Genomic DNA, 20,765 nt, shown 5'->3' with positions numbered 1-20,765 from the left:
GCGAAACAACCCGGGACGAAACACAGTGTTTTGATTACGGGGATGGTTTCGCCGCCCGCCGCGCCTATATTGGCGACCTCACCCCCTAAGTCCTTGAAGGTCCCCCCTTGGCGCCCATCGTTTCCATTCGCAATCTCACCAAAGTCTACGGCAACGGCTTCCAGGCGCTCAAAGGCGTCCACCTCGAGATCGAGGAGGGCGAGATCCTCGCGTTGCTCGGCCCGAACGGCGCCGGCAAGACGACGCTGATCTCGATCGTCTGCGGCCTCGTCAATCCGAGCGGTGGCCAGGTGCTGGTCGGCGGCAATGACGTGGTCAAGGATTTCCGCAAGACGCGGGCCATGATCGGCCTCGTGCCGCAGGAGCTGACGACCGACCAGTTCGAAACGGTCTGGAACACGGTCACCTTCTCGCGCGGCGTGCACGGCAAGAAGGCCGACCCGGCCCGCATCGAGGCGGTTCTGAAGGATCTGTCGCTGTGGGAGAAGCGCAACAACACGCTGCGCGAACTCTCCGGCGGCATGAAACGGCGGGTGCTGATCGCCAAGGCTCTGGCGCACGACCCGCGCATCCTCTTCCTCGACGAGCCGACGGCCGGCGTCGACGTGACGCTCAGGCGTGAGATGTGGCAGGTGGTCGAGAAGCTGCGCCAGGACGGCGTGACGATCATCCTCACCACCCACTATATCGAGGAGGCCGAGGAGATCGCCGACCGCGTCGGCGTCATCAGCGGCGGTGAGCTGCTGCTCGTCGAGGCGAAGGCGGCGCTGATGAAGAAGCTCGGCCGCAAGGAACTGCGCCTCGAACTCACCGAACCCATGACCGCCCTGCCGGAGGCGCTGGGCGCCTACAACGTCTCGCTTGCCGAGAACGGCGGGGCGCTGATCTACGAATACCAGGGCGAGGGGGAGCAGGGGCGCATTGCCATGCTGCTCGGCGCGCTCACCGCACAGGGCATCGAATTCCGTGATCTGTCGACGCGGCAGAGCTCGCTCGAGGACATCTTCGTCGAACTGGTGGAGAAAAAGGCATGAACTTCGAAGCCGTAAAAGCAATCTACCTTTTCGAAATGGCGCGCATGCGCCGCACGCTCCTGCAGAGCGTCGTTTCGCCGGTGCTCACCACCTCGCTGTACTTCATCGTTTTCGGCACCGCGATCGGGTCGCGGATCGAGCAGATCGACGGAATTTCCTACGGCGCCTTCATCACGCCGGGACTGATCATGCTGACGCTGCTGACGCAGTGCATCGCCAACGGCTCGATCGGGATCTATTTCCCGAAGTTCACCGGGACGATCTACGAGATTCTCTCGGCGCCGGTCGCGATGACGGAAATCCTGCTCGGCTACGTCGGCGCGGCGGCGAGCAAGGGGCTGATCATCGGCCTGATCATCCTGGGCACCGCGTCCTTCTTCGTCGACATATCGATTGCCCATCCGGTGATGATGGTGGTCTTCCTGGTGCTGACGGCCATCACCTTCAGTCTGGCCGGCTTCATCATCGGAATCTGGGCGAAGAACTTCGAGCAGCTCAACATCATGCCGATGCTGGTGGTGCCGCCGCTCACCTTCCTCGGCGGCAGCTTCTACTCGATCGACATGCTGCCGCCCTTCTGGCAGACGGTCAGCCACTTCAACCCGGTGCTCTACCTGGTGAGCGGCTTCCGCTGGAGCTTCTACGAGATCGCCGATGTGAACCCGGTGATCAGCCTCGCCATGATCGGGCTTTTCCTGGTGATCTGCCTGTCGCTGGTTGCCTGGATCTTCCGCACCGGCTACCGGCTGCGCAACTAGCCCAGAAGTCGCCCGGTGGATTTGTCGGCTAACGTACAGTCGGCCTCTTTCCCGTTACATGCTGCTAAATTATAGTTTCGTTAAACATTCCGGTTGCCGGTTCGCCGCGACGATGGATGAAGGAAAAGCACGTGCAGCCAAACTTCCAGGCGTTCCGGACCTCGATCTTCACGCCCCAGGACGTGAGCGCCATGCGCGACGCATTTCTGCTGGTGGTCACGGAGCGCGCACCGCAGGAAGTCTCCTCGGACGACGCGCCTTTGGGGCGGGCCATCATCCGTCTGTACCGCATGGGGTTGGTCGACCCTATGAAGCTTGCTGCCGCGGCGGCTCTGCTGAGCACGTCCAAGACCTTTTCCAACCCGGATCTGTTCCAGCTATCGTGATTGAGGGAGCAGTGGCATGACGGTCGAGACCAGACGGCGGATTGTGGAGCGGGTGCTTGCACGGCTGGAATCGCATGGCGCCGAATTCGAGACGGAACCGCAGTTCCTGTCCCATGTGGAAGACTGGATCGAGGGCAGGATCGACATGCCGGAGCTGAGGGCGCGGTATGTCGATTTCCTCCATTCCCGCCGCAACGGCGACGGCCGCGGAGCATCGCAATCCCTAGTCGCTGAGCCGCAGTTCGTCGGTCTGGATCTGCAGGGAGCTGAGCGTCGAGAGGAAGCTCATGCCGAGCAGGCTCTGGTCGAGCCTTCCCTCCTCGGTGACCATGGCCCGGATGTCGCGGCGGACGATCGGACCGATTGAGATGTCCGACAGGCGCACCGGCGCGGCACTGGCGCGGCCGTTCGCCGTCTGCACGACCACCGTATAGGACAGCTGCCGCGGGTTGAGCCCGATGCGCTCCGCGTCGGCGTAGGAGAGAACGACGGCGCTGGCGCCGGTATCGACGAGCATGTCGACCGACTGGCCGTTGACGTCCACCGGCGCCTGGAAATGCCCGCTCATTCCTCGATGGATGATGACTTCGCGGGCGCCGCCGCTGGTGCTGATCTCGACGGCGCTGCCGGGCATCAGCCCGGCCGACAGACGCGCGCCCACCTGCTGCAGGTCGAAGCGATAGAGATAGGCCGCCACGAGCGCCATGATGATCACCAGCCAGATGGCGATGTAGCGCAGGATCTGGGAGAGGTTTCCGCGCTGGCCGGCGAGGATGCCGACCGAGAGCAGGCCGGCGATCGGCAGCAGGTAGAGCAACTGGCCGAAATCCTCGTTGGCCATGCCGAAGGTCTGGCCGCTGTCGTGGTTGAAGACCAGCAGCACGAGCCCGGCGCCGAGGACCAGCAGGACGAAGGTGAGGCCGTTCATTGCAAAGCCCGTTCTCGCGCCAGCCGCTGGCGCTTCGTTTCGCGCCGCGGCTTGTGCTCGATCGTTTCAAGGCGCGCGGGCAGGGTGTCCATCAGGGACTGGCGTTCCGCGTCGCTGAAGGCCATCCAGCCGGCAATCTCATCGCGCGTGCGTCCGCAGCCGAAGCAGAAACCGGTCGTGTCGTCGATGGCGCAGAGAAGGACGCAGGGCGAAAGCATAGGGGTCATATCGGCGGTTCAGGCGGCGAGCGCAAGGGCGATGAGAAACACGATTTCGCCAGCCTGCTGGGCCGCTCCGATGGTGTCGCCGGTATGGCCGCCGATCCTGCCGCGGGCGTAGCGGGTGAAGCCGTAGACGGCAAGTGCGGCGAGCGCCAGGGCGGAGAGAATGGGAAGGAGACCGATGGCGGGAAGCAGCAGGATCAGGCAGACGAGTGCCGCGCTGGCGAGCGCGACATTGCGGGCCTCGGTTTGCGGGCTGCCGGCGCCGGCCGCCACGCCCCCCGGACGCGCCGGCGGCAGGGCATGCCAGTGGAAGACCATCAGGGCGCGACTGAGCGTCGCGGCCGAGAGAACCGCCAGGGCCGGCAGGGCAAGCGAACCATGGGCGAGGGCGGCGAGCGCCGTCGCCCGCAGGCCGAAGGACAGGATGAGGGCGATCACGCCGTAGCTGCCGATGCGGCTGTCCTTCATGATCGACAGGACGTTCTCCGTGTCGCGTCCACCGCCAAAGCCGTCGGCGGTGTCCGCCAGGCCGTCCTCGTGAAGCGCGCCGGAGAGCAGCGTCATCACCGAAAGCGCAATCAATGCGGCAAGGAGAGGCTCCGCCTCCCATTCGAGAAGCAGCCAGAGCAGCAGCCCCGCGGGCAGGGCCAGCACCAGACCGGCGAGCGGAAAGGCACGCACGGCACGGCTGACGGTGCCGTCGTGGCCCTCGAAAAACCGGGACGGGATCGGCAGGCGGCTCAAGAAACCGAGCGAGCGGGCCAGGTCGCCCACGAAGTCCATCACGTTTGGCAGTTGTCCCTCCCGGAATGCGCGACTAAGAGAGCATCAGCAAATCTTGATTTGCCGGTAAACACAAGCGCCGGCAGCAGACGAGAGAGAAGATGTCCATGAGCGTGAGCGGCCTGCCCTTTGACGATTTCCGAGCCCTGCTGCAGAATCTGCCGGGCCCCGACCCGCGGTCGCTGGTGGCGGCGCGCGAGCGCGACGCGCAGCTGACCAAGCCGCCGGGCTCGCTCGGGCGGCTGGAGGAAATCGCCATGTGGCTGGCGGCCTGGACCGGGCGTCCCCCGGCGGTGACACGGCCGCTGGTGGCGATCTTTGCCGGCAACCACGGCGTGACGAAGCATGGCATCACGCCGTTCCCGTCCTCCGTGACCCAGCAGATGGTGGAGAATTTTGCGGCCGGTGGTGCGGCGATCAACCAGATCTGCGTCACCCATGACCTCGGCCTGAAGATCTTCGACCTGGCGCTCGACTATCCGACGGGCGACATCACCTGCGAACCGGCGCTCTCGGAGCGCGACTGCGCCGCGACCATGGCGTTCGGCATGGAGGCAATTGCCGGCGGCACGGATCTTCTCTGCATCGGCGAAATGGGCATCGGCAACACGACGATTGCTGCCGCCATCAACCTGGCGCTCTATGGCGGCGAGGCGGAGGACTGGGTCGGCCCGGGCACCGGTTCGCACGGCGAGCTGCTGGAGCGGAAGATTGCCGCGGTGAAGACGGCGGTGGAATTCCACAAGGACCACCTGAAGGATCCGTTCGAGGTGCTGCGCCGGCTCGGCGGCCGCGAGATCGCGGCGATCGCCGGCGCGATTCTGGCGGCGCGCGTGGAGAAGATCCCGGTGCTGCTCGATGGCTACGTGGTGACGGCCGCCGCATCCATTCTGAAGGCCGCCAATCCCGCCGCGCTCGATCACTGCCTGCTCGGCCATGTCTCGGGCGAGCCCGGCCACCTGAAGGCGATCGAGATGCTCGGCAAGACGCCGCTCCTGGCGCTCGGCATGCGGCTGGGCGAGGGGACTGGCGCGGCCCTTGCTGCCGGCATCGTCAAGGCCGCCGCCGCCTGCCATTCGGGCATGGCGACCTTCGAGCAGGCGGGTGTCAGCGCAGGGACGTGAGCGTGGAACGAGCGCCCCGGGACCGGGAGAGTGACATCAGGAAGGCGAGCGGCCCGCGACGGCTGCTGGCCGCAACGCGCTATTCGATGCAGGGCCTGCGCCGCTGCTGGCAGGAGGAGGCCTTCCGCACGGAGGTGGTGGCCTTCCTGCTGGGGCTCGTGCTGTTTGCCGTGATCGGCGCCGAGCCCGCGGATTATCTCGTCTTCGTCGTGCTGATGCTGGTGCTGTTTGCCGTGGAGGCGCTCAACACGGCGATCGAGGAACTGGTCGACCGGATCTCCCCGGAGATCTCCACCGTCGGCCGGCACGCCAAGGACCTCGGCTCGTTTGCGGTCTTCTGCCTGTTGTGCGCCAACGGGCTGTTTGTGCTGTGGTGTGTGTGGAAGGCCCTGCTCGCCTCAGGTCCGTCTGCGTTCTAAAACGAGCGGGTTGACTTTTTGACCCCTTATGGTTGTATTGCTTAATGAGCGCAACCGGAGGGGTCGGCATGTTGCAGTCATTGGCGGGGCTGAGGGCGGTCAGTCCGGAATCGCGCGAGCGAGATCAGCGTGCGGCCTTTCTGGGGCTTGTGGGACTGATCGGCGCGGCAACGACGGCCATCTGCTTGGTCCTCTCCCAATTCGGCGGCGTCGCCAGTGCTATCGGTTTGGGCGGGCTCATTCTCTTTGCGTCCGCAGCGGCCGGCGCCGCGTTGGGCTTCCTGTTTTCGGTCCCGCGCGTGTTGTCGACCGGCGAAGATCCCACCGTCACAGCCGGTGGCAAGCGGGGCAGCGCAAACAACCGGTTGATGAGCACCAATACGAATATGGAGCGGATTTCGGAATGGCTGACCACGATGATCGTCGGGGTGGGGCTGAGCCAGATCACCTCAGTCGGCGGCTATATCCAGTCGTTCACGGGCTTTCTCCAAGTGCGCAGCGGCGCCACGCTCGCGGCAGCCGGCCCCTTCATCCTGGTGGTGGGACTGGTGTCCGGTTTCGTGTTTCTCTACCTCTACACGCGGTTGTATCTGTCCTCGCTGTTCCTGCATGTCGAACAGCTGATGAGCCGGGTTGGACTTCAGGACCTGCCGAAGGCGATCGACCAGATCCGCGTGATCGCGAAGGAGCTTGCCGAGCGCGACAACGCGTCGATGATGAAATACATCGCCAACGTCGACCAGCCTTCTTTCGATCACACCATGTATGTCCTGAACGCGCTCCTCTATGAGGATCGAGGCTACGAGAAGGTCCTGGAGATCGGTGACGAACTGGAGGATACGGCGGCCACCGAGATGGCCCGCTACTGGCTGATCATGGCAGCGGCCAATGGCCAGCGGCACCATAATCTGGCAAGCCTGGGGGCGAGCGACGAAGAACGGGCGGAGGCGCGCAAGGCGGCGCTGCGGGCAAGTCGCAAGGCCGTACTGCTGGACAATACCTACAAGCGGCGCTTGAAGGAGCTTTCAAACCCGAAGGCCGGCGACAATGACCTGCAGGACTTCGTCAAGGACCCGGAGTTCATGAAGATCGTCGGCCAATAGCCCGGCGACGGTTCAGGCAAACGTCTTGCGACGCCGCTGCACCGGCGCGGCGTCGTCGAAGGCCGGCAGGCTCTGGAGGACGCGGGTGGCGGGCAGGATGGCGATCGCCTCTGTGCCCTCGCGCAGCTTGGAGCGCAGGATGAACTGGCCGTCGTGCTTGGCAAGGATCGCCTGGACGATCGGCAGGCCGAGGCCGGTGCCCTGTTCGGCGCTCTTGATGGCGATCGAGCCCTGGCCGAAGGCCGACAGCACGATCGGGATTTCCTCCTCCGGAATGCCCGGGCCATTGTCCTTGATGGCCACATATTGCCCGCCGCCGGCCGTCCAGCCGACCTTGACGGTGACCTCGCCGCCCTGCGGCGTGAACTTCACGGCATTCGACAGCAGATTGAGCACCACCTGGCGGATCGCCTTCTCGTCGGCCCATATCTGCGGCAGGGTGGGCTCGAACTGCTGGTGGAAGCTGATGCTCTTGCCGGCGGCGCGCAGCTGCACCATGCCGATGCAGTCCTCGGCGATCTCCAGCAGCGACAGGGCATCCTCGTTCAACTCGTAGCGGCCGGCCTCGATGCGCGACAGGTCGAGGATCTCGTTGATCAGGTCGAGCAGGTGCTGGCCGGAGCGATGGATGTCGCCGGCATATTCGCGGTAGGTGGGGTTGGACAGCGGACCGAGCACCTCCGAGTGCATCACCTCCGAAAAGCCGAGGATGGCGTTGAGCGGCGTGCGCAGCTCGTGCGACATCGAGGCGAGGAAGCGGGATTTCGCAAGGTTTGCCTCCTCGGCGCGCCGGCGGGCCTCGTCGGACATGGATTTCGCCACTTCGAGCTCGGCGATCAGCTCGTCCTTCTCCGACTGGTAGGACATCAGGGTGAGGTTCGACCGGTACTGGCGATCGGCGATATAGTGGAAGAAGACCACCGCGATCGAGCACATCGCCGTCATGCCGATGTCGAGCATGTGGCGCGACAGGACCGCCGAGACGAGCAGCGTCAGGATCAGCGGCACGAAGCCGAACAGCACGCCCTGGCGCAGCATGACGCCGTTCATGGCGCTGATGGAGATGGCGACCAGCAGCACCGCGCCTTTGTAGAAGTAGAAGCTGTCGCCGGAACAGGTCTCGCAGCCCTGCAGCGAGAACAAGGCCCAGCTGCAGCCGACCAGGATCTGGCCGCAGAGCAGGCGCATGCGCCAGGACGCGGTGTTGAGCGTGGTGATCTCGATGCGGCTGGCGCGGCGCGCCGCCAGCACGTTGATGGCATGGGTGCTCAGCGCGAGCAGGGCCCAGGCGATCAGGTTGGAGGCAGGGTTGATGTAGAGGCCGATCGCCGTGACGACGGCAACGAAGATCGGCGTCACCAGCGCGCTCTGGAGCATGGCGTTGACATGCAGCGCCAGCGCGTCGCGATCGAAGAACTTCGTGCTGTTGCCGGTGGTCTGGAGACGCTCACGGGTCGCGCGAACCGTCTTCGAGACCGCTCTGTTGCGGTTGCTCCGTGACAGGTCGACGATGTTCTTATCGGTCGAGGTGCTGACGCCGTTACTCATAACCACTGGATCGATATCCCCAATGGTTGTGAGACTAGGCGGGAAATCTTAAGAAGATGCTGCCAGGCAAGGATTTGTTTGCCATTTCCCTGAAGCTTCTGTTCTTGATTAAGGCGGGATCGTGACATCACTCATCCGGAAACTGCGCGGTTCGGGCCTGCTGCTGGCCCTGGTCTTCCTCGGCGCGCTGCTCGCCGCCAAGCTCGACGATGTCGCCTCCCTGCGTCTGAACGGCCCCTTTGTCGCCATCGACGGCGACACGCTGGCGGCGGGCGCCGAGCGGCTGCGGCTCTTGGGGCTCGACGCACCGGAGGCAAGCCAGGTCTGCCAGGATGCGGCCGGCGACGACTGGTCCTGCGGCGAAGAGGCGCGGGCGGCCCTCGAAGGCCTTAGTTCTGCCGCCTCGGTGGTGTGCAGCGGATCGGACCGGGACCGCTACGAGAGGCTGCTGGTGACCTGCCGCGACGGCGCGCTCGACATCAATGCCGAACTGGTGCGCCTCGGCCTGGCCGTCGCCTCCGGCGATTATTCGTCGCAGGAGCGGGAGGCGCGCACGGCCGGGCATGGGCTTTGGGCCGGCACCTTCGAGAGACCGAGAGACTGGCGGATACGGCACGGGATGATGGACGACCCGGCCGCTGCGGAAGGGTTGATGGCTTGGCTGAAAGGACTGTTTGGCGGGTGACCGAGATAGAGGCCGCAGCGAGATCGGATGACGGGCTCGACGCCCTGCGCGCGGCGATCTCCGACTGTCGGCTTTGCGTCGACGGCCCCGCGCGCGGGCCGCAGGATCGCCTGCCGCATCTGCCGCGGCCCGTCGCCATCCTGTCGCGCAAGGCAAGAATCCTGATTGCCGGGCAGGCGCCGGGGCTTCGGGTCCACGAGAGCGGACTTCCCTTCGATGATGCCTCCGGAGACCGGCTGCGCGGCTGGCTCGGCGTGACGCGCGAGGCCTTCTACGACCGCGACCGCTTTGCGATCGTGCCGATGGGCTTCTGCTTTCCGGGCTATGATGCCAAGGGCAGCGACCTGCCGCCGCGCCGCGAATGCGCGCCGCTCTGGCGCCGGCCGGTGATCGACGCCATGCCGCAGGTTGAACTGGTGCTGGCGATCGGCCAGTATGCGCAGGCTTGGCACCTCGGCGCCCGACGGCGCAGACGCATGACGGAGACCGTTGCGAACTGGCGGGAGTATGCCTTCGCCAACGAGGGGCCGCGGATTTTGCCGCTGCCGCATCCGAGCTGGCGCAACAGCGGCTGGCTGAAGCGCCACCCCTGGTTCGAGCAGGAGGTTCTTCCATTCCTCAAACAGCATGTGGATAGACTGTCGCGTTAAAACAAAATGCGCCTATCTGTGCTAAACAGGGCTATGCAGGAGAAAATCATTTCGAAAGACCGTGTGATGGATCGTCTCGACCGCAAAATCCTCCGTATCCTCCAGGAAGACTCGACGCTTGCCGTGGCCGACCTCGCCAAGAAGGTGGGACTGTCGACCACGCCGTGCTGGCGCCGTATCCAGCGCATGGAGGAGGACGGCGTCATCCGCCGCCGGGTGGCGCTGCTCGATCCGGTCAAGGTCAACACCAAGGTCACCGTGTTCGTCTCGATCCGCACCGCCAGCCATTCGGTCGAATGGCTGAAGCGCTTCTCGGAAGTGGTGGTGGATTTCCCGGAGGTCGTCGAATTCTACCGGATGAGCGGCGACGTCGACTACCTGCTGCGCGTCGTGGTGCCGGATATCGCCGCCTATGACGCCTTCTACAAGCGGCTGATCGCCAAGATCGAGATCCGCGACGTCTCCTCCGTCTTCGCCATGGAGCAGATCAAATACACCACCGAACTGCCGCTCGACTACATGACGCTCGACAACCAGAAGGCCGGCGAGGACTGAGTGCGGGTGGATGGGCGGCCCAGAAGATGATATGATTGCCTATCTGTTCGAGCCGGAATTCGGAGAAGATCATGTCGATTTTAGACACCTTGAACGACCGGAAATCTGCCATTGCCAAGGCCGCCGCGGCTGCAATCGTGGAGGCGAAGTCGGCGGGTGTCTCCGTCTATTACGATGATCCTTCGATAGGGGAGGGGATTGTCGAAGAGCGGCCGGATGGCACGAAGAAATTGATCACGAACAGGTCCGAACGCGCGGCGTAGGCAGCACCGGATGGACAAGCCGCAATGTGTCGTCTTGGCGGGTCCCAATGGTGGCGGAAAATCGACGCTCTATACGGCGCTTCCGCCGACGGGGCCGTTCATCAATGCCGATCTGATTGCCAGGAGGATTGATCGCGACAATCCCGAAAATGCCTCGCTGCGCGCAGGTCGTGCGGCTATTGTTGCCATCGATCGCCAGATCGCGGAGCGTTCCGACTTCACATTCGAGACCACGTTGAGCAGCAGTCAGTCGCTGTCGGTCCTTCGGAAAGCCGGTGCGGCGGGTTTTGATGTCTCATTGCTGTTTGTAGCACTTAGCAGCGCCGATCTGCATGTCATGCGTGTGCGGCAGCGCGTTTCGCAGGGCGGCCACCGCATCGCAGACCATGTGATCCGCCGGCGATATGCGCGGTCCATCGATAACCTGTCCCGCGCCATTCCACTTGCCGCCGTCACGGTATTTTTTGACAACAGTCGATCCCTTGGCCTGCAGCAGAAGCTGGTGATCGAGGGCGTGGACATTGTCTTCAATGCGCTTGACCGGACATCGGCGTTTCATCGCCAGATTGCGGTGAGTGTCGCAGCCGGGTTGCAGATGGCCACGGACATGGTGATGTCCGCCGGCCGGCACTGACCTCAGCCCTTCAGCCGTGCCAAAAGCTTGTCGCTCGTCAGTTCGCGCACCGCGTCCTTGCCGATCCAGCGGGCCGTCCTGTCGGACGAGGCGGCGAGGTTTTCGGCGAGCGCCAGGGCCGGGGCATGGCAGAAGCGGTTGCGCTTGCCGATATTGCGCAGCGCCCAGTTCACGGCCTTCCTGACGAAGTTTCGCGGGTCGCCGGCGTGCGTTTCGATCAGCGGCAGGTAGGCGATGAAGGTCTCGTCCGGTTCCTGCTTGTTGTGCACGGTTGCTCCAGCGATCATGGCGAACGCAGTGCGGCGAACAAATTCCCGATCGTCCGCGGCAAACTCCGCCACCAGATCCTGCCAGAAAGGCGTTTGGGTAAAGAGGTCGGCGGCGGTATCGACGACCTCCCACGAGTTGAACTCGCCGGACCAGGTGCGGACCTGTTGCTTCGTCAGTTGCCGAGGGTCGGCGGTGAGGATCGCCGCCATGCGCGCGTCCCGCAGTCCCGTCGACCAGAGATCGAGCGCGCGCTCGTGGCTGCGTCCGACCTGTCGGGCGATCGCCTGCATCTGCGGCGTCGTGATGCCGAGCGCCGTGGACGTGTCGATGCCGAAGCGTGCCATTCCGGCAATATTGCCTTCGTTGCGCAGCGTGTTCAGATGCGCAACGATGTCGTCTGCAGAGGCTGCAGGCGTGAGGGTCATTTCTGCAGGCGCGCCAGCAGCGAGGACGTGTCCCAGCGGTTGCCGCCCATCGACTGGACGTCGCCGTAGAACTGGTCGACGAGGGCGGTGACCGGCAGCTTGGCTCCGTTGCGGCGGGCCTCGGCGAGGACGATGCCGAGATCCTTGCGCATCCAGTCGACCGCGAAGCCGAAGTCGTATTTCTCCTGGTTCATGGTCTTGTGGCGGTTTTCCATCTGCCAGGAGCCGGCCGCCCCCTTGGAGATGACTTCGACCACCTTCTCGATGTCGAGGCCGGCCTGCTTGCCGAAATGGATGCCCTCGGCCAGTCCCTGGACGAGGCCGGCGATGCAGATCTGGTTGATCATCTTCGTCAGCTGTCCGGCGCCGACGGGGCCCATAAGGCCGACCATGCGGGCATAGGCGTCGATGACCGGCTTTGCCCGGTCGAACACCTGCTGGTCGCCGCCGCACATGACGGTGAGAACACCGTTTTCCGCGCCCGCCTGTCCGCCGGAGACGGGCGCATCGATGAAGTCGACGCCCTTCGCGCGGGCCGCCTCGTAGAGTTCGCGGGCGACTTCGGCGCTGGCGGTGGTGTTGTCGATCAGGACGGCGCCCGCCTTCATGCCGGCAAGCGCGCCGGTCTCGCCGATCGTGACGGAGCGCAGGTCGTCGTCATTGCCGACGCAGGTGAAGACGAAATCGGCGTCCCTTGCCGCTTCGGCGGGGGTGGGGGCGGACGTGCCGCCGTACGTCTTCACCCATTCCTCGGCCTTGGCCGCAGTGCGGTTGTAGACGGTCACGTCGTGGCCGCCCTTTTTCCGCAGATGCCCGGCCATCGGAAACCCCATCACGCCCAGACCGATGAATGCCACTTTCGCCATGTTCTTTCCTCCTCGATTGATAAGACAGACCTACCGGAAAGGCCGCAGGGCCTCAATGGCCGAAGCCTAGAACGGCTTGACGACGGCCAGCAGCACGACGACGACGACCGAGACGAGTACGATCGGCATTGCGACGCGCACGAAGGCTGGCGGGTCGAGGTGCGGGTCGGCTTCCATGCGGCGCAGCCATGCGCTCTGCATGCCGTGCAGCGCCGACAGCATGACGACGATCAGAAGCTTCAGGTGCAGCCAGCCGCCGGAGAAGCCGACATAGCCGAACGCAAGGATCAGGCCGAAGATCCAGGCGCCGGCAAGGCCCGCTGTGGTGACGCGGCGGTCATAGGGACGAAGCGCGGTGATGACGCCGGTGCGGATCGTCGGAGGCACCATGGCGATGACGAAGGCATTGATCAGCATGCCGCCGACCCAGACGATGTCGGATATGATGTGCAGGGACTTCAGGACGTTATAAAGCATTGTCAGCTCCAGATGAGGGCTTCGGAGAAGCCGAGTTCGGCGAAATCAGCGCGGCGCAGCGCCTGTTCGGAGGGATCGGCGGGAAAGAATTCGTCCAGCTGCGGCGGCGCCACCGAGGTGCCGGCGAGCATGGCATGCACCTGGCCCCGGTGATGGATCTGATGCTGGAAGAGATGCAGCAGGATGCGATCCGCGCTCTCGACCTGGACATGGGTGTCGCGCGGGATCTCGACCCGGGCTTCCAGCATCTCGCGGTCGAGCAGTCGACAGTGATCGATGAGGCGCCGGTCGGCGGCGCGCTGCTCCCGCTCGAGATCGACGATCAGCGTGAAGGGAATCTCGGGCTCGAAGGCCTGGGCGCCGAGACAGTGTCCTTCAAGCGCGCTGATGTAGAGCCAGTCCACCGTCAGGATGTGGTTGAGCGTATGGATGATGGAGGGAAAGAAGCTCGTGCGTGGCGCTGAAAGCTCCTCGCGGTGCAGCCGCTTGCAGGCCTTCAGCAGCCGGTGGTTGGCCCAGGCATTGTTATAGGCCTGGGCAAGAAAATAGCGCTGTGGCGTCATGGGATACCTCCTGGCGGGAGACCCTAGCCTTTGAACTTCGCAATGACCAGATGCCCGGGCGTCGGATGGCCGTCCTGCATGCGCACGTTGATCTCGCCGATCTCCAGCACCTCGAAACCGGTCGCGGCAAGGCGCTCGCGCACATAGGTTTCGGAATGGGCGAAGCGCTGGTGCGGGCCGACGATATAGGCACGGCCGGCCATGGCGTCCTCGGGCAAGGTCTCAGACGAGAAGACGAAGATGCCGTCCTTCAGCATGTTCTCCGAAGCGCCGAAGAACAGCGGCTCGAGCGCGCCGAGATAGGGCAGCACGTCGGTTGCGGTGATCAGGTCGAAGGGCTCGTCGTCGTTGTCCTCGAGGAAATCCTCGACTTCCGCCACGTAGAGCGTCTCGTAGAGGTCCTTCTCGTGGGCGATCTCGATCATGTTTTCCGAGATGTCGAGACCGGTGATGTCGTCGACCATGTCGCGCAGGGTGCCGCCGGTGAGGCCGGTGCCGCAGCCGAGATCGAGCATGCGCTTGAACGGCCCGAGGCCAAGCTCCTGCAGGCGCTGGCGCACCATCACGGGGACCGCATAGCCGAGCTGCTCGACGAGAATGTCCTCGAAGCTTTCGGCATGCTGGTCGAACAGCGTCTCGACATAGGCGTCCGGTGCCCTGGGTGGCGCTTCGCCGCGGCCAAGCGAGGCAATCCGCACGGCGGCACCGCCGTGGTCTTCCGGATCGATCTCCAGAACCTCGCGGTAGGCGGCGACGGCGGCATCGATGTCGCCGGCCTTCTCGAGCCCGAGCGCGCGGTTGTAAGCCTCGGCCAGCGCTTCCTCGTCGATCTTCTTCATGGTGCATCTCCGTGTATGCCAGCCGTTTAGGCGTCTTGCCCCGGTTTGGCAACGTCGGAGGCGGAACACGAGGATGTGCCATCTCGTTTGACCTGCGCGATCAGCCGGCGATCCGGCACGTGGGAGAAGAGATCATGTCCGCAAGCCAAGCCCCGACGGCCCTGGAGGAGAACATCGAACGGCGGGCGCCGTCGCTGCCGATCACCTCGGCCGAAAAATCCAACATGATCATCCACTACTACCGCGGCGAGATCGGCCGGATGACGAGTTGGCGCGACCGCATCGACCGCACCACCAACTGGGCGATCACGGTCGTGGCGGCGCTGCTCTCGGTCTCGCTGTCGACGTCGTCGTCGCACCACGGGGTGGTGCTGTTTGCCATGCTGCTGGTCTCGCTGCTGCTGCTGATCGAGGCGCGGCGCTATCGCTTCTTCGACGTCTACCGCGCCAGGGTGCGCAAGCTGGAGCGCTACTACTTTGCGCAGGCGCTCTATCCGGAGAGCGATCTGGAGCCGAACTGGGCGGAAGCGATCGCCAAGAGCCTGCGTCATCCGAGCTTCCTCATGAGCTATCGGGAGGCTCTGTATAGGCGGGTGCGTCGCAATTATTCCTGGATGTATCTGATCCTGCTGCTGGCCTGGGGCCTGAAGATCTCGACGCCGAAACTCCTGCCCGACGGCGAGCAGGCGGACGTGGTCTTCTCCTGGCGCGAGGCGGTGGCAAATGCGGCCTTCGGTCCGCTGCCGGGATGGACTGTCCTTGCAGGGGTGGGGGTCTTCTACGGCTTCGTCTTCTTCGCCTCGCTGCACCAGGCCTCTGACGAGGGCGAGCTTGCCCACGGCGAGGTGCATGTGTGACGCTACCACGTTTCAGTGGAGGATGAATTCGCCCTTCAGTGCGCGCCATTCGCTGGCGGAGATCATCTTGTGGTGAACGTAGCGGACGGAATGCAGCGGCCCGTCCAGCTTCTCCTGCCAGAACTTCAGAAAGCCCTTCATCTGGGGGAAGTCCGGGGCGAGGTCATACTCCTGCCAGAGGTAGCTCTGCAGCAGGATGGGGTGGTCGGGCAGGCGGTAGAGGATCTGGGCGGTGGTCAGCCCGTAGCCCTTCAGCATCATTTCCATCTCAGTGTTCATGGTCGTTCCCGCTCTTCTTGTCGTGACGACGCAAGTTGCGTCATCCACAGGAGAACACCGGAGGATTAACGATTTCTTTAAGGGCTGGCCGCTAGAAGCTTTGCCCCCGCCGTTTTCAGGGCAGCGTCAGCGCTTCAGGTGGCGGGTCAGCCGGGCCTCCAAGAGCGCCCAGACCTGGCGCAGCGTCTCGACGATGGCGAGGTAGAAGATCGCCGCCCAGAGATAGGTCTGGTAGTCGAAGGTGCGCGAGAAGGCATAGCGGGTCTCGCCCATCAGGTCGTAGACGGTGACGACGGCAACGACGGCGGAGCCCTTGATCAGCAGCACGATCTCGTTGCCATAGGGGCGCAGCGCCACGATCAACGCCTGCGGCAGGACGATCTTGCGGAAGGCGACCGACTTCGAGATGCCGAGTGCCGCGGCACCCTCGTGCTGGCCGCGCGGCACGCTCTCGATGGCGCCGCGCAGGATTTCCGCCTGATAGGCGGCGGTGTTGAGGGTCAGCGACAGCAGCCCGCAATACCAGGCTTCCCGGAAGAACCACCAGAGCCCGACCGATTCCAGCTGCGGCCGGAAACCGCCGAGACCGTAGTAGATCAGGAAGAGCTGGGCGAGCAGCGGCGTGCCACGGAAGACGTAGACGTAGGAATAGGCGATGGCGCCGATCACCCGGTTCTGCGACATGCGCGCAAACGACAGCGGCAGCGACAGGATGGCGCCGAGGATGACGGCGATCCCGACGAGAGAGACCGTCGTCCAGAGACCCGAAAGGTAGCGCGGACCGTAGCGCAGGAACTTGGCGTCATCCCAGCCGGTGATCACCAGCCAGACCATGGCGACCGCGAGCGCCGCCCAGATCGCCAGGATGGCGAGCGCGGTGACGCGGGAGGCGTTCAACGGTTTGGACGGGACGGGCGGCGCGGGACGCGGTTCAATCAGCTCGCGGGAATAACTCATCGGCGCACCTCGCCGCGCCGCGCCCAGCGCTCGATGAAGCCGAGGCCAAAGGAGGAGATGATCGCCAGCACCAGATAGAGGAGACAGGCGAGGAAGTAGAAGAAGAAGGCTTCCTTGCTGACGCGCGCGGAGATGCCGGTCTGCCGCACGATGTCGGAAAGTCCGACGATCGAGACATAGGCGGTGTCCTTCAGCAGGATCATCCAGAGATTGCCGAGGCCGGGCAGGGCGATGCGGATCAGCTGCGGCAGGACGACGAGCATCATGGTCTGCCCGCGGCCGAGCCCGAGCGCGTCGCCGGCCTCGTACTGGCCCTTGGGAATGGCCCGGAAGGCGGAGAGCAGCACTTCCGAGGAATAGGAGGAGAAGACGACGGCAAGCGCGATCATGCCCGCCACGAAGGCGTTGATCTCGACGCGCTGCTCGAAGCCGGCCCAGGCAAATACCGACTGGATGAGGATCTGCAGGCCATAGTAGACGATGAACAGCGTCAGCAGTTCGGGCAGCCCGCGAAAGATCGTCGTGTAGATGCCGACGGCCACGCGCAGCAGCCTGTCCTGCGACTGCGCCGCAAGCGCGATCAGGAAGCCGAGAGCCAGGCCGATCGGCAGGGTGGCGACGGCAAGCGTGACGGTGACCTTGACGCCGAAGGCGATTTCATCGCCCCAGCCCGCATCGCCGCAGGCAACCACGGTCCCCTGTCCCAACAGCGAGAAGATGCCGACAGGTCCGCAAAGCGGATCGAGCGCCGTGGCGAGGGCGGAGAACCATCCGCTCATCAAACTGCTTTCCCCTTGCGGCTATGCCGCTTGTTATCGTTGACCTGTTGTAGAAAGAAAATTGGCGGAAGGGCAAGCCTTCCGCCAACAAAGGCGTTTGCAGTCCCGGGCCTTATTCGCCGTAGACGTCGAAGTCGAAGTACTTGTCGTTGATTTCCTTGTACTTGCCGTTCTCGCGGATGGCGAGGATGGCAGCGGAGAAGCGGTCAGCGAGTTCCGTTTCGCCCTTGCGCACGGCAATGCCGGCGCCTTCGCCGTTGATCTCGACGTCGACCGGCAGCGCGCCGAGGACCTTGCAGCAGGCGCCGGCGTCGGACTTCACCCACTCGGAGAGAACGACGATGTCGTCGATGACGGCGTCGACGCGGCCGTTTTCGATGTCGAGCTTGTACTCGTCAGCGGTCGGATAGAGCTTCAGGTCCGATTCCGCCATGTGCTTTTCGGCATAGTTGGCGTGGGTCGTGGAGCCCTGGGCGCCGAGCGCCTTGCCGGCCAGCGCTTCCGGGGTGGCTTCGGTGATGTCGCTGTCCTTCGGCACGGCGATCGCCGGCGGCGTGTTGTAGTACTTCTTGGAGAAGTCGACCTGCTCGAGGCGTTCCGGCGTGATCGACATGGAGGCGATGATGGCGTCGAACTTCTTGGACTGCAGCGCGGGGATGATGCCGTCCCAGTCGTTGGTGACGAAGTCGCAGGTGACCTTCATCTCGTCGCAAAGGGCCCGGGCGATCTCGACGTCGAAGCCGGTGAGCGTGCCGTCGGATTCCAGGCTGTTGAAGGGCGGGTAGGCGCCTTCCGTGCCGATGACGATCTTTTCCTGTGCCGATGCGGAGCCGGCGAACAGGGCAACTGCGGCAATCGATGCGGCGGCGAAAAAGTGAGTGGCGATACGCATGATGATCCTCTCTGTTGGTGGCCGGCGTGCTGTTGATCTTGTCTTCTCACGCCTGGCGGGCTCGGAGCGGGCTCCGTCCGTGGGTTTTTTAGATACCGGCGCGGTGGAAAATGCAACGGCATTTTACGTCCACTGCGCGGCCGATCCGCAGTCTGGATGAGGAGCCGGTGTCGGAGTCTCGCGGGACCTGGCCCCGCTCATGGCCATTCAGACGCGGTTCAGACGCGGGGGTCCATCTTACGGGAACAAAAGCAGGGGCCTCCCGTTGTGGCTCCGCGCTAGATGCGCCGACGTCCGGTCAACAAGGACGCGGGAAGAAGGGATGACATCCCAAGTCGAGGAGATATCGATGTCAATGAAATCCAGACTGTTCGCCAGTGTTGCAGCGCCGCTCGTGTCGCTGCCGCTGATGATGCAGCCGGCATTCGCCGTACCACCGAAGATCGCGATCCCGGCCGCAAGCGCAGGCGACGTCATTCGCGTCCAGGGCACCGTGATCCTGCCGCCGGGTGCTGTGCCGGAAGAGGAACAGGCGCCGGAAGAAGCACCAGCCGAAGAAGCGCCTGCGGAAGAGGCGCCGGCAGAAGAGGCGCCCGCCGAGGCCACCCCTGAACCCGCTCCGGAAGTGATCCAGGAAGCACCGGCGGAAGTGCAGCCCGAGGCACCGGCGCCCGAACCCGAGCCCGAGCCCGAGGCAGCCCCGGCACCCGAGCCAGAGCCAGAGGCCGCTCCCGAGGTAGCCCCCGAGCCCGCACCGGAGCCGGAAGTGACGCCAGAGGAAGCGCCCGCCGAGGCCGCTCCGGAAGCCGCGCCCGCCGAGGAGGCTCCTGCAGCCGAGACCGCCCCTGAGGCCGAGCAGGCTCCAGCGGAAGAACAGGCACCGGCTGCGGCCGCTGAGCAGCCTGCCGAAGAGACGGCACCGGCCAGCGAGGAAACCGCCCCGGCGGCTGAAACCACGGAACAGCCATCTGAGCAGCCTGCCGAGGCTCCCGCCGATGGCGAACAGGATGCGGCCGACGCTCCAGTCGTTCTGCCTGAAGGCGAAGCTCCGGCCGCCGCAACGGAGGGCGCTGCCGAGACGGCTCCGGCCGAAGGTGCGACCGACGCTCCGGCAGCGGAGACGACGACAGAGGGTGCTGCCGCAACAGGCGAAGCCGCCCCGGCCGGCGAGCCGCCGGTCGCGACGACCACCGAAGATGTTCAGCGTGCCCAGGAGATTGCGGACGATCCGTCTGCGGCCCAGGACGGCGAGACCGCGGTCCTGCCGATCGAGAATGGCGCTGCCGTCCTCGACAGCCAGAAGGAAGCCGCACCGGTTGAAACCGCGCCGGCCGGCACGACAGCCGCACCGGCTGACGGTACCGCAGCCCCGGCGCCCGCTCAGGCACCCGCACAGGCGACTGCACCCGTCGCCGCACCGACCTCCGATGCCGAGGCGCAAGCCCCGATGCAGGCACGGCAGCGGTCCGAGTTCCGTGCCGCCACCGCCGAGGAAGGCGAGCGTATCGAAGGTCGTCCGGAGTACCGCCGCACCGAAGGCTGGGGTTATCGTGACGGCGACCGCGACTGGCGTGACGGCGACCGGCGTGACGGACGCCGCGACCGGGACGGTCGCAATGATCGCGACGGCGAAGCCCGCATCATCATCTCGATCGGCGAACGGCCGGTGGTCTACCACGACGATACATCGCGCTTCTACGGTGACGATGGCGGCGTCTACTACGAGCGTCTGCCGGGTGACCGCTATCGCGAGGTCGTGGAACGTCCGGGCGGCGTGCAGGTGGTGACCATCCGCAACAGCTCCGGCTCGGTGGTCCAGCGTTCGCGCATCGTGGACGGCGAGGAATACGTCCTCTACTACGCACCGGAACTTTACGAAGATGCCGACTATGTCTGGCGCGATCCGGCTCTCGACCTGCCGCCGATGCGGCTGAGCGTGCCGCTCGACCAGTACATCATCGACACGTCCAGCGATCCGGACCGGGACTACTACGAGTTCCTGGATCAGCCGCCAGTCGAACAGGTCGAACGCGTCTATTCCCTGGATGAGGTCCGCTACTCGGCCCGTATCCGCGACAAGGCGCGCCGCATCGATCTCGACACGGTGAAATTCGCCACCGGCAGTGCCGAAATCCCGATGAACGAGGCAAGCTCGCTGCGCAAGGTCGCCGAAGCGATGAACCAGATTCTGAAGGAAAACCCGGCGGAAACCTTCCTGATCGAAGGCCATACCGACGCGGTCGGCTCTGACGAAAGCAACCTGATCCTCTCGGACGAGCGGGCGGAATCGGTTGCCGTGGTCCTCACGGATGCCTTCGGCATTCCGCCGGAGAACCTCGCGACCCAGGGCTATGGCGAGCGCTTCCTGAAGATCCGGACCCAAGGTGCGGAACAGGACAACCGCCGCGTCACCATCCGGCGCATCACGCCGCTGGTGAAGCCGGTCGCTTCCAACCAGTAAGCAATG

The 20,765-nt window shown here is 64.7% G+C and carries 26 protein-coding genes; 13 read left to right on the top strand and 13 right to left on the bottom strand.

Going from position 1 to position 20,765, the window contains the following annotated elements; genetic code table 11:
- Positions 1-107: 107 nt before the first annotated feature.
- From EO99_RS0109220 to EO99_RS0109210, 3 genes are all read left to right on the top strand, one after another.
- Positions 108-1,034, top strand: a complete 927-nt coding sequence (locus tag EO99_RS0109220) for an ABC transporter ATP-binding protein (protein WP_029618360.1) — start codon at positions 108-110, stop codon at positions 1,032-1,034.
- Entirely contained in the window at positions 1,031-1,792 is a 762-nt protein-coding gene (locus EO99_RS0109215; protein WP_029618359.1) for an ABC transporter permease, read from the top strand. The genes EO99_RS0109220 and EO99_RS0109215 overlap by 4 nt, the downstream gene beginning before the upstream one ends.
- Positions 1,793-1,923: 131 nt before the next feature.
- Positions 1,924-2,178 carry a hypothetical protein gene (locus tag EO99_RS0109210; RefSeq protein WP_029618358.1) on the top strand — a complete coding sequence of 85 codons (255 nt, stop codon included), beginning with the start codon at positions 1,924-1,926 and terminating at the stop codon, positions 2,176-2,178.
- A gap of 223 nt (positions 2,179-2,401) precedes the next feature.
- Here the strand turns inward: EO99_RS0109210 and EO99_RS0109205 are convergent, their stop codons facing one another.
- From EO99_RS0109205 to EO99_RS0109195, 3 genes are read right to left on the bottom strand one after another with little or no spacing between them, the layout of a single operon-like run.
- The gene (locus tag EO99_RS0109205) at positions 2,402-3,106 is read right to left on the bottom strand and encodes a retropepsin-like aspartic protease family protein (RefSeq protein WP_029618357.1); all 705 of its coding nucleotides are present in this window, start codon (positions 3,104-3,106) and stop codon (positions 2,402-2,404) included.
- Positions 3,103-3,324, bottom strand: a complete 222-nt coding sequence (locus tag EO99_RS0109200) for a DUF1289 domain-containing protein (RefSeq protein ID WP_029618356.1) — start codon at positions 3,322-3,324, stop codon at positions 3,103-3,105. Before EO99_RS0109200 ends, EO99_RS0109205 begins: the two co-directional genes overlap by 4 nt.
- Before the next feature lie 18 nt (positions 3,325-3,342).
- Positions 3,343-4,113 (bottom strand): adenosylcobinamide-GDP ribazoletransferase, encoded by a 771-nt coding sequence (locus tag EO99_RS0109195; RefSeq protein WP_037111418.1) that lies wholly within the window; start codon positions 4,111-4,113, stop codon positions 3,343-3,345.
- Positions 4,114-4,220: 107 nt separating this feature from the next.
- On the opposite strand from EO99_RS0109195, the gene cobT reads away from it, so the two are divergent.
- The 3 genes from cobT (at position 4,221) to EO99_RS0109180 (ending at position 6,759) form a co-directional block, all read left to right on the top strand.
- Positions 4,221-5,237, top strand: a complete 1,017-nt coding sequence (gene cobT / locus EO99_RS0109190) for a nicotinate-nucleotide--dimethylbenzimidazole phosphoribosyltransferase (RefSeq protein WP_029618354.1) — start codon at positions 4,221-4,223, stop codon at positions 5,235-5,237.
- Between the two features lie 86 nt (positions 5,238-5,323).
- Entirely contained in the window at positions 5,324-5,656 is a 333-nt protein-coding gene (locus tag EO99_RS0109185) for a diacylglycerol kinase (RefSeq protein WP_081852018.1), read from the top strand.
- Between the two features lie 68 nt (positions 5,657-5,724).
- Entirely contained in the window at positions 5,725-6,759 is a 1,035-nt protein-coding gene (locus tag EO99_RS0109180; protein WP_029618352.1) for a hypothetical protein, read from the top strand.
- A 12-nt stretch (positions 6,760-6,771) separates the two neighbouring features.
- On the opposite strand, the gene EO99_RS0109175 is transcribed toward EO99_RS0109180, so the two are convergent.
- Entirely contained in the window at positions 6,772-8,307 is a 1,536-nt protein-coding gene (locus tag EO99_RS0109175; protein WP_029618351.1) for a sensor histidine kinase, read from the bottom strand.
- A gap of 121 nt (positions 8,308-8,428) precedes the next feature.
- On the opposite strand from EO99_RS0109175, the gene EO99_RS0109170 reads away from it, so the two are divergent.
- The 5 genes from EO99_RS0109170 (at position 8,429) to EO99_RS0109150 (ending at position 11,094) form a co-directional block, all read left to right on the top strand.
- The gene (locus tag EO99_RS0109170; protein ID WP_029618350.1) at positions 8,429-8,992 is read left to right on the top strand and encodes a thermonuclease family protein; all 564 of its coding nucleotides are present in this window, start codon (positions 8,429-8,431) and stop codon (positions 8,990-8,992) included.
- The gene (locus EO99_RS0109165) at positions 8,989-9,642 is read left to right on the top strand and encodes a uracil-DNA glycosylase family protein (protein WP_077067055.1); all 654 of its coding nucleotides are present in this window, start codon (positions 8,989-8,991) and stop codon (positions 9,640-9,642) included. The genes EO99_RS0109170 and EO99_RS0109165 overlap by 4 nt, the downstream gene beginning before the upstream one ends.
- Before the next feature lie 66 nt (positions 9,643-9,708).
- Positions 9,709-10,197 carry an Lrp/AsnC family transcriptional regulator gene (locus tag EO99_RS0109160; protein ID WP_029618348.1) on the top strand — a complete coding sequence of 163 codons (489 nt, stop codon included), beginning with the start codon at positions 9,709-9,711 and terminating at the stop codon, positions 10,195-10,197.
- A 71-nt stretch (positions 10,198-10,268) separates the two neighbouring features.
- The gene (locus EO99_RS0109155) at positions 10,269-10,460 is read left to right on the top strand and encodes a hypothetical protein (RefSeq protein ID WP_029618347.1); all 192 of its coding nucleotides are present in this window, start codon (positions 10,269-10,271) and stop codon (positions 10,458-10,460) included.
- Positions 10,461-10,470: 10 nt separating this feature from the next.
- A complete protein-coding gene (locus tag EO99_RS0109150; protein ID WP_051679774.1) occupies positions 10,471-11,094 on the top strand; it encodes a zeta toxin family protein in 624 nt (207 codons plus the stop codon).
- Positions 11,095-11,096: 2 nt separating this feature from the next.
- Here the strand turns inward: EO99_RS0109150 and EO99_RS0109145 are convergent, their stop codons facing one another.
- The 5 genes from EO99_RS0109145 to EO99_RS0109125 form a co-directional block, all read right to left on the bottom strand.
- The gene (locus EO99_RS0109145) at positions 11,097-11,789 is read right to left on the bottom strand and encodes a DNA alkylation repair protein (protein ID WP_029618345.1); all 693 of its coding nucleotides are present in this window, start codon (positions 11,787-11,789) and stop codon (positions 11,097-11,099) included.
- A complete protein-coding gene (locus EO99_RS0109140; RefSeq protein WP_029618344.1) occupies positions 11,786-12,655 on the bottom strand; it encodes an NAD(P)-dependent oxidoreductase in 870 nt (289 codons plus the stop codon). Before EO99_RS0109140 ends, EO99_RS0109145 begins: the two co-directional genes overlap by 4 nt.
- 66 nt (positions 12,656-12,721) lie before the next feature.
- Positions 12,722-13,132: a CopD family protein gene (locus EO99_RS0109135; protein ID WP_029618343.1), complete on the bottom strand. Its 411-nt coding sequence runs from the start codon at positions 13,130-13,132 to the stop codon at positions 12,722-12,724.
- Between the two features lie 2 nt (positions 13,133-13,134).
- Entirely contained in the window at positions 13,135-13,695 is a 561-nt protein-coding gene (locus EO99_RS0109130; RefSeq protein ID WP_029618342.1) for a DinB family protein, read from the bottom strand.
- 23 nt (positions 13,696-13,718) lie between these two features.
- Positions 13,719-14,534, bottom strand: a complete 816-nt coding sequence (locus EO99_RS0109125; protein ID WP_029618341.1) for a methyltransferase domain-containing protein — start codon at positions 14,532-14,534, stop codon at positions 13,719-13,721.
- A 134-nt stretch (positions 14,535-14,668) separates the two neighbouring features.
- Here EO99_RS0109125 and EO99_RS0109120 point away from each other — a divergent pair, with 134 nt between their 5' ends.
- Positions 14,669-15,391, top strand: coding sequence for a DUF2270 domain-containing protein (locus EO99_RS0109120; protein ID WP_029618340.1), 723 nt, complete (start codon positions 14,669-14,671; stop codon positions 15,389-15,391).
- A gap of 12 nt (positions 15,392-15,403) precedes the next feature.
- Here EO99_RS0109120 and EO99_RS0109115 read toward each other — a convergent pair whose 3' ends face one another.
- The 4 genes from EO99_RS0109115 to EO99_RS0109100 all read right to left on the bottom strand — a co-directional run bounded on the left by EO99_RS0109115 (position 15,404) and on the right by EO99_RS0109100 (position 18,298).
- On the bottom strand, positions 15,404-15,670 hold the full coding sequence (locus tag EO99_RS0109115) for an usg protein (RefSeq protein WP_029618339.1): 267 nt from the start codon (positions 15,668-15,670) through the stop codon (positions 15,404-15,406).
- Between the two features lie 126 nt (positions 15,671-15,796).
- Positions 15,797-16,627 (bottom strand): ABC transporter permease, encoded by an 831-nt coding sequence (locus EO99_RS0109110; protein ID WP_029618338.1) that lies wholly within the window; start codon positions 16,625-16,627, stop codon positions 15,797-15,799.
- Positions 16,624-17,406 (bottom strand): ABC transporter permease, encoded by a 783-nt coding sequence (locus EO99_RS0109105; protein ID WP_029618337.1) that lies wholly within the window; start codon positions 17,404-17,406, stop codon positions 16,624-16,626. The genes EO99_RS0109110 and EO99_RS0109105 overlap by 4 nt, the downstream gene beginning before the upstream one ends.
- Positions 17,407-17,518: 112 nt before the next feature.
- The gene (locus EO99_RS0109100) at positions 17,519-18,298 is read right to left on the bottom strand and encodes an ABC transporter substrate-binding protein (RefSeq protein ID WP_029618336.1); all 780 of its coding nucleotides are present in this window, start codon (positions 18,296-18,298) and stop codon (positions 17,519-17,521) included.
- A 349-nt stretch (positions 18,299-18,647) separates the two neighbouring features.
- Here EO99_RS0109100 and EO99_RS0109095 point away from each other — a divergent pair, with 349 nt between their 5' ends.
- The gene (locus tag EO99_RS0109095) at positions 18,648-20,759 is read left to right on the top strand and encodes an OmpA family protein (protein ID WP_029618335.1); all 2,112 of its coding nucleotides are present in this window, start codon (positions 18,648-18,650) and stop codon (positions 20,757-20,759) included.
- The last annotated feature ends 6 nt before the right edge of the window (positions 20,760-20,765 follow it).

Source organism: Pseudorhizobium marinum, assembly GCF_000705355.1.
GTDB lineage: Bacteria > Pseudomonadota > Alphaproteobacteria > Rhizobiales > Rhizobiaceae > Neorhizobium > Neorhizobium pelagicum.
The sequence above is the reverse complement of the archived record's forward strand: the minus strand, read 5'-3'. Positions and strand labels throughout refer to the sequence as shown.

What these genes read in the sequence shown, in the direction of transcription:
- EO99_RS0109175 (WP_029618351.1), bottom strand. Translation starts at nt 8,307, where the DNA reads ATGAGTAACGGCGTCAGCACCTCGACCGATAAGAACATCGTCGACCTG.
- EO99_RS0109120 (WP_029618340.1), top strand. Translation starts at nt 14,669, where the DNA reads ATGTCCGCAAGCCAAGCCCCGACGGCCCTGGAGGAGAACATCGAACGG.
- EO99_RS0109145 (WP_029618345.1), bottom strand. Translation starts at nt 11,789, where the DNA reads ATGACCCTCACGCCTGCAGCCTCTGCAGACGACATCGTTGCGCATCTG.
- EO99_RS0109205 (WP_029618357.1), bottom strand. Translation starts at nt 3,106, where the DNA reads ATGAACGGCCTCACCTTCGTCCTGCTGGTCCTCGGCGCCGGGCTCGTG.
- EO99_RS0109115 (WP_029618339.1), bottom strand. Translation starts at nt 15,670, where the DNA reads ATGAACACTGAGATGGAAATGATGCTGAAGGGCTACGGGCTGACCACC.
- EO99_RS0109195 (WP_037111418.1), bottom strand. Translation starts at nt 4,113, where the DNA reads ATGGACTTCGTGGGCGACCTGGCCCGCTCGCTCGGTTTCTTGAGCCGC.
- EO99_RS0109130 (WP_029618342.1), bottom strand. Translation starts at nt 13,695, where the DNA reads ATGACGCCACAGCGCTATTTTCTTGCCCAGGCCTATAACAATGCCTGG.
- EO99_RS0109160 (WP_029618348.1), top strand. Translation starts at nt 9,709, where the DNA reads ATGGATCGTCTCGACCGCAAAATCCTCCGTATCCTCCAGGAAGACTCG.
- EO99_RS0109105 (WP_029618337.1), bottom strand. Translation starts at nt 17,406, where the DNA reads ATGAGCGGATGGTTCTCCGCCCTCGCCACGGCGCTCGATCCGCTTTGC.
- EO99_RS0109140 (WP_029618344.1), bottom strand. Translation starts at nt 12,655, where the DNA reads ATGGCGAAAGTGGCATTCATCGGTCTGGGCGTGATGGGGTTTCCGATG.
- EO99_RS0109200 (WP_029618356.1), bottom strand. Translation starts at nt 3,324, where the DNA reads ATGCTTTCGCCCTGCGTCCTTCTCTGCGCCATCGACGACACGACCGGT.
- EO99_RS0109215 (WP_029618359.1), top strand. Translation starts at nt 1,031, where the DNA reads ATGAACTTCGAAGCCGTAAAAGCAATCTACCTTTTCGAAATGGCGCGC.
- EO99_RS0109100 (WP_029618336.1), bottom strand. Translation starts at nt 18,298, where the DNA reads ATGCGTATCGCCACTCACTTTTTCGCCGCCGCATCGATTGCCGCAGTT.
- EO99_RS0109150 (WP_051679774.1), top strand. Translation starts at nt 10,471, where the DNA reads ATGGACAAGCCGCAATGTGTCGTCTTGGCGGGTCCCAATGGTGGCGGA.
- EO99_RS0109180 (WP_029618352.1), top strand. Translation starts at nt 5,725, where the DNA reads ATGTTGCAGTCATTGGCGGGGCTGAGGGCGGTCAGTCCGGAATCGCGC.
- EO99_RS0109110 (WP_029618338.1), bottom strand. Translation starts at nt 16,627, where the DNA reads ATGAGTTATTCCCGCGAGCTGATTGAACCGCGTCCCGCGCCGCCCGTC.
- EO99_RS0109155 (WP_029618347.1), top strand. Translation starts at nt 10,269, where the DNA reads ATGTCGATTTTAGACACCTTGAACGACCGGAAATCTGCCATTGCCAAG.
- EO99_RS0109095 (WP_029618335.1), top strand. Translation starts at nt 18,648, where the DNA reads ATGTCAATGAAATCCAGACTGTTCGCCAGTGTTGCAGCGCCGCTCGTG.
- EO99_RS0109125 (WP_029618341.1), bottom strand. Translation starts at nt 14,534, where the DNA reads ATGAAGAAGATCGACGAGGAAGCGCTGGCCGAGGCTTACAACCGCGCG.
- cobT (WP_029618354.1), top strand. Translation starts at nt 4,221, where the DNA reads ATGAGCGTGAGCGGCCTGCCCTTTGACGATTTCCGAGCCCTGCTGCAG.
- EO99_RS0109185 (WP_081852018.1), top strand. Translation starts at nt 5,324, where the DNA reads ATGCAGGGCCTGCGCCGCTGCTGGCAGGAGGAGGCCTTCCGCACGGAG.
- EO99_RS0109135 (WP_029618343.1), bottom strand. Translation starts at nt 13,132, where the DNA reads ATGCTTTATAACGTCCTGAAGTCCCTGCACATCATATCCGACATCGTC.